Source organism: Streptomyces sp. NRRL S-920 (genome assembly GCF_000717945.1).
Taxonomy (GTDB): Bacteria; Actinomycetota; Actinomycetes; order Streptomycetales; family Streptomycetaceae; genus Streptomyces; species Streptomyces alboniger.
The window spans coordinates 1-3,268 of record NZ_JODF01000128.1 but is presented as its reverse complement, the minus strand read 5'-3'; the positions used below and the strand labels follow the sequence as shown (position 1 = coordinate 3,268).

General features: G+C 67.2%; 4 protein-coding genes. 1 reads left to right on the top strand and 3 read right to left on the bottom strand.

Annotated features, from left to right (window positions below; translation table 11 throughout):
- Positions 1-6: 6 nt before the first annotated feature.
- Positions 7-729 carry a hypothetical protein gene (locus IG54_RS39605; RefSeq protein WP_030795548.1) on the bottom strand — a complete coding sequence of 241 codons (723 nt, stop codon included), beginning with the start codon at positions 727-729 and terminating at the stop codon, positions 7-9.
- Between the two features lie 340 nt (positions 730-1,069).
- On the opposite strand from IG54_RS39605, the gene IG54_RS0137065 reads away from it, so the two are divergent.
- Entirely contained in the window at positions 1,070-2,059 is a 990-nt protein-coding gene (locus IG54_RS0137065; RefSeq protein WP_158709015.1) for a ribosome-inactivating family protein, read from the top strand.
- Positions 2,060-2,419: 360 nt separating this feature from the next.
- Here IG54_RS0137065 and IG54_RS38890 read toward each other — a convergent pair whose 3' ends face one another.
- Together IG54_RS38890 and IG54_RS0137055 are read right to left on the bottom strand one after the other, a co-directional pair.
- Positions 2,420-2,899 (bottom strand): methyltransferase domain-containing protein, encoded by a 480-nt coding sequence (locus IG54_RS38890; RefSeq protein WP_234336488.1) that lies wholly within the window; start codon positions 2,897-2,899, stop codon positions 2,420-2,422.
- Between the two features lie 110 nt (positions 2,900-3,009).
- A partial coding sequence (locus IG54_RS0137055) for a hypothetical protein (protein ID WP_030795544.1) occupies positions 3,010-3,268 on the bottom strand: 259 nt, incomplete at its 5' end.

Genomic DNA, 3,268 nt, shown 5'->3' with positions numbered 1-3,268 from the left:
GGAGGGCTACTTCGGGTTCGGCACGGGGGCCTCGGGACGGACCACCAGGCGTGTCAGGGGCCGGTCCTCGCGCACGGCGTTCCATGCGGAGACCAGGTAGGCCAGGTGGCGCGCCCATACGATCTGGCCTTCCTTGGCGCGCTCGGAGGTGACGCGGGCGCGCAGGGCGAGGGTCGGGTGGCCGCTGGACAACTCGACGCCGTCGCCCAGGCGCTGGAAGAACCAGGCGCACTGACTGGGGTCGATGGCATTGAAGAGGAAGTGCGCGGTCCCCAGCGCAGACTGGGGGATGTGGGGGAAGGCGGCGCGGGTGCGCAGGGCGATCTCGGCTGAGCGCCGGATCTCCGGGTGCTTCGCTCGCAGGCCGGAGTCCATCGTGGCCTGCGTCTCCGGGGGCAGCCCTCCGACGATGAAGGTGGTGACCGGCTCGTTCGCCTTCACCACGGCGTGAAGCCGGTGCTGGCCATCGAGGACGTTGCCCTGCACGTCGACTTTGATGGCTTCGCCGTTGAGGGGCCAGGTGTTCGCCTGGATGTCGCGCACGTAGTCCTCGACCGTGGCGGCACGCACGTTGCGGTTCTTGGTGTTGCGGCGCAGCACGCGGCTGGCCAGCTGGGGGTGAAGCTCGATGATGTGAGCGCTGGGACCGTTGGAGTTCGCCAGCAAGCCGTCCAGCTCCCGGAGCGTCTTCGGGGCAGGGTAGGCGGGGGCGAGCGTTGCAGCAGTCATCGGAGGGGCATCTCCTCGTATTGGAGTTGTACACGTCGCGAGAGCCCCTCAGCGGGGCCTCCGCGTCTATGTACGTGCCAGCCGAAGATTTGTTACACCTGTTGCGTCACCCCAAGTCAGCGGCCCGGTTCAGCGACCTCGACTATCACCAGGAAAATCCGCGTCCCGCCGGTCGTCACGGGTGGCCCCATCTGAGGGTAGGGGCCCCGACGTGAGTGAAACGTGAGCCCGACGTGAGCGGCGCCCGGCAGAGTCCCGGTCATCGGGAGGAGCGGCCGCGGTGATGTCCCGCTGTGAGCCGCCTCCTCACTCCTCACTTTTCACTTTCGAAGGCGCGCTCATGGGCAAAATGGAACTGTCTCGTAGGTCGTTCGCGAGGATCGGAGCTGCGGCACTGGCGCTTCCGGCCCTGGGGACGCTGCAGGGGTTGGCCGCACCGCAGGCCTACGCAGCCACCAATGCCCTGTGGACCAAACTCGACTGGCGCATGGAGGGTTACCAAAGAGATCGTGGTACCTCTGCCGCCACCCGGCAGTCGGCGAACTACCGGTACGTGGTGGACCGGCTGCGCGCACTGACCAGCCAGGAGATGGCCGGCACCCAGGGCAGACCCGATCTTTACGACACGTCGGTCCGCAGTCATCAGCCCCGCACCAACCGCGTCATCCAGATCTTGCTCTGGAGCGACGACACCGGCGCTTCGAGGAACGACGTCAATCTGTACTTCTCCGTGGACGACCTCTACCTGATGGGCTTTACCTCCCGGGGCCAGCACTACCGCTTCAACGCCGCCTACACCCATCACCTGGCCGACAGCCTCGGGCACGCCTCCGGCACGCCGGCTCCCCTGATCAACGTGATGGAGTCCACGGGGAGCTACGCGTCGCTGAACGCCGACCCGCTGTGGCGGGGGGAGCAGGAGTACACGGCGCACAACTTCCTGCGCCACTTGAACGAGCTGCGCAACGCCAGGCCGAACAACATGAACAGCAACGGAGTGACTCGGGCGCTCGCCTTCTTCATCGGCGCCACCTCCGAAGCTGCCCGCTTCGGCGGCTTCATCCAGGAGCGCATCTGCAACGTCCTCATCTACGACGAAGACCGCAGCTATAACGATCGCCCGGCACACCTCGGCGGATTCGGCACCGCGCTGCAAAACAACTGGCACACCCTGTCCGCGCTGGCCCACCGGAGCCTACAGGGACTCCGGTCCGAGCCCGTGCCCATCGACGGGCGGCGTTACGAGAACGTGGAACAGTTCTTTACCGGTCCGCCCGGCGGCGGCCCCCGCATCGCCCCCTTCATCGGCATTCTGGGCAGCGGCGTCTGATCCGGCAGCGCCACAGCAGCCGGAACCCGGCCCCCGCGGGCCGGACCCCGAGGGGCCCCTCAGCCCGAAGATAAACACCCCCCACACCCCCGTATCGAAACCTCCGAATGAGAGCCCTTCTCGTAACCCTCGAAGCGGCTTCCGAGAAGGGCTCTAAATGGCACAGTCGATCCCTTGATTCGTTCCCGGTCTGATTAGGGAACGGCGCAGTGGACGACGGTGTGACAGCTCGATGCAGGTGGCAAGTTCAACGCTGCCGGTCAGCAATCACCAGCAACGTGTCCACCGGTCGCGGTCCGTCGGACCCTGCCGGAAGCATCTCTACGGTGACGTCGGTGAATCCGGCCTCGTCAAGGGCCTTCACCCACACTTGCTCCTGGAGGACCCAGCGACGCAGCGAGGCCCTGTCACCCTCGGGGGTTTTCGCGAGGATGTGGCCGGCAGCAGTGCGCGCGGGTCAGTGAAGTCGACGGCTCCGAACACGCTGTACAGCACGTCGTAGACGTTTTTCGCCGCCTGGAGGTGAGGTACGGCATCGGAGGAGGTGATACGCAGGCGCGGGGCGAGGTGGGCGAACAGGTCGGTGGCCATCTCGTACTGCGCGGGGGAAGCATCGATGGCAACGATCTCGGCGGAGTCGTGGTGGACGGCTAGATGCGCGGCGTGCCGGGCGGCTCCGGCGCCGAGGTCGCCGATCACTCGCCCCGTGAGATCGCCCAGCACTTCGCAGTTGGGGCCGCCGTCCTGACTCCAGATCCAGTGGAAAGCATCGGGGACGGCGCGGTCGCGCTCGGCACGGATGCGGCCGTAGTGGTGCCAGAGGTCTGCCGTGGTCGTCATCCGCACCATCTTGGCGAGTGCGGCCCAGCGCCGGGCTGGTTCCCGTCAATCCCAGCCGGCCGAGTGCCGTGCCCCAGCCGGCGTCGGCCGGGGCACGGCTCTGTCGCCGGTCAGTGCGAGTCGTTGCCCGGGTGGCAGGGGCCGCACGGGGCGGCGTCTGCCCACAGCGGCAGGTCGACGTCCCATCCGTCGGCTGCGACGATGTGGGCCGTCCGCATCACCGAGCCGTCGTTCTTCATCTCGACTGCGGGCACGTGGTGCAGGAAACTGCCGCCGTTGAAGCGCTCGCACAGTTCGGCGTACGCCACGGTGTCGAGGATGATCGTGTGGACGCCGATGTCGACGAGCTTGCTGGGCGCGAGCCCCAGC

Bases quoted from the DNA above. Each gene is read 5' to 3' on its own strand.
- IG54_RS39605 (WP_030795548.1), bottom strand. From the start codon at position 729: ATGACTGCTGCAACGCTCGCCCCCGCCTACCCTGCCCCGAAGACGCTC.
- IG54_RS0137065 (WP_158709015.1), top strand. From the start codon at position 1,070: ATGGGCAAAATGGAACTGTCTCGTAGGTCGTTCGCGAGGATCGGAGCT.
- IG54_RS38890 (WP_234336488.1), bottom strand. From the start codon at position 2,899: ATGACGACCACGGCAGACCTCTGGCACCACTACGGCCGCATCCGTGCC.